Annotated in this window: 2 protein-coding genes and 1 pseudogene; 2 read left to right on the top strand and 1 reads right to left on the bottom strand. The window is 65.3% G+C overall.

Annotation, left to right across the window (positions count from 1 at the left end; translation table 11 throughout):
- A partial coding sequence (locus B9S61_RS15785; protein ID WP_146064856.1) for a transposase occupies window positions 1-409 on the bottom strand: 409 nt, incomplete at its 3' end.
- A gap of 237 nt (window positions 410-646) precedes the next feature.
- Here B9S61_RS15785 and B9S61_RS15780 point away from each other — a divergent pair.
- Window positions 647-1645, top strand: a complete 999-nt coding sequence (locus B9S61_RS15780) for an FAD-dependent oxidoreductase (RefSeq protein WP_219819919.1) — start codon at window positions 647-649, stop codon at window positions 1643-1645.
- 118 nt (window positions 1646-1763) lie between these two features.
- Window positions 1764-2218 (top strand): annotated as a pseudogene (locus B9S61_RS15775) (IS5/IS1182 family transposase); the annotation flags it as partial.

Here is a 2218-nt window from a genome sequence, read left to right as displayed (position 1 = left end):
AGATACAAGCCCCGAGCGCGCCGGAGTACTGCCGGCCGGCGCCCACACAGTCCGTGGACGACTTCGCATCCCCTGTCTCGTCCACCACCAACACCACGTCCTGTCCGGCGAGTTCATCGATTACGAGGCGGGCGATCTCCTGCCGGGCCCGCTCGTGGTCGAACCGGGCGCGCGAGAGCAGGTGCTGCAGCCGGTGCGGGCCCGGATGCCCCAGAGCCTGCGCGAGCGTCCAGCAGTTCCGCGTGTCCACCTCCAGCAACAACCCCGCAACCAACTCCGCAGCCGTCGTCCGCGCCTCACGACGCGCGAAACAGCCCGCGACCGCCCACATCACCCTCCCGAACGTCTCGCCCCACGCCTGCTCGGCTATCGTGGCTTCCACGGCCACCGCGTCCTGATACGTCGTCACAAACGTTCATGATCGCGGTGGCCGTACTCATGCCCGCACCCGCCCCGCAAGGCGCTGATCAGCGCAGACGCTGGAACTACAGCTGCCGTGACTGTCAGCGGTCGGCGAGCGTGGGTGCACCACCTGTTCCTCTTCCCATGTATCTGGACGCAACCTCGGTTCTCTGTCTACATCGAGACGAGCGTGGTTGGTCGGAATCTCGGTCGGAGGCGAACTGTGAAAGCGCGAGTAGCGGTCGTGGGCGGCGGGGTGGCTGGTGTTTCTGCCGCCTATCACCTGCGTAGTGAAATGCAGGTGACTCTCTTTGAATCGGCCTCCCGGTTGGGAGGGCACGCCAATACAATCGAGGTCGAGGACCAGGGTTGGGTCCTCGGGCTGGACACTGCGTTCATCGTGTATAACGAGCCTCATTACCCCAAGATCACGCAGTTCTTCGCCGATTTGGGGGTGGCAACGCAGAGTCATCCAGGTAAGTTCGGCTTCTTCGATCTCGATAGTCAGACCTCTTATGTCTCCGACGATTTCGAGTTGACGGAGAGTCAGGTGCAGGAGCGCTATCCCCAGGATTTCGTGAATCTCTGGCGCGAGGCGAAGAGGTTCCTGGAGGAATCCCCCCGGCACTTCATGCGCAGGCAAGCCGACATGCCGCTCGGCGAGTACCTGGACCAGCACGGCTACTCGGAAGAGTTCCGCTACGGGTTCATCGTGCTCATCTCCACAGCGGCCTGGTCGGTCCCGGCGGACCGCATCTGGGAGATGCCCGCGAGCACCGTGATCGCGTTCTTCTACGCACATGGCGCCGAAGGGCTCGGCGGACGGACCGCCCCGTGGCGGACGGTCACCGGAGGCAGCGTGAGCTATCTGCGCGCTGCGGAACGGCAGCTTCGGTCTGCCGAGGTCGACCTGCGGTTCTCTGTGCCGGTGACCCGTGTGCGAGATACGGCGGACGGTGTTGACGTGCATGTGGGAGGGGGGCCCGCGCAACGGTTCGACTTCGCTGTACTGGCCACGCACGCGGATGACTCGCTACGGATCCTGGAAAGCCCGAATGAGCAGCAGCGTCGCCTCGAGGCGTTCGAGTACCACTCCACTCGGGCCACCCTGCACACCGACTCGGCCGTCATGCCCAAGGACAGGGCCGGCTGGCGCAGTTGGAACTATGGGCGCCGGCAGGTAGAGGGCGAGCAGTTGTCCTGGGTCAACTACTACCTCAATGAAGTCTTCTCAGCAACGTGACGGTTGCGGTGTGTGATGATGCCGGACGGCGGGATGGTGACTCGGTGTCAGACATGAGTGAAGCCCCTGGTAGGAACGGGTCTGCGAAGATCACGTTCCGTACAACCAGAGGCTCCACGTGGCGTCCATTATCACCTACACCGCCGTGCTCGATGTCCGCAGGGCGACCGCCGAGCATCTCGCGAAGCTGCTGCGCGGGCACCGCGAGCAGCTCGGGACCCGCAAGGGCACTCGCGCGCTGGGCGTCTTCAAACAGGCGGTACTCGTGCTGCGCTGGTTCGTCGACGGTACCCGGCTGGTCCAACTCGCCCGGGACAACGGCATCTCGGTACCGACCGCCTACCGCTACCTGCACGAAGGGCTGACGGTGCTCGCCGGCCACGCGCCCGATCTGTCCAGCGCGCTGGAGAGGGCGGCGGCGGCCGGGTACACCCACCTCAATCTGGACGGCACGGTCATCCGCACCGACCGCGTGGCTGCCGCCGGCCCCAACGGCGCGGACCTGTGGTGGTCGGGCAAGCACAAGCACCACGGAGGAAACGTGCAGGTCATCGCCGCCCCGGACGGCTGGCC

This window comes from Streptomyces sp. SM1, from assembly GCF_002910825.1.
GTDB classification, from domain to species: domain Bacteria; phylum Actinomycetota; class Actinomycetes; order Streptomycetales; family Streptomycetaceae; genus Streptomyces; species Streptomyces okerensis.
This window is presented reverse-complemented; position numbering and strand designations above follow the sequence as displayed.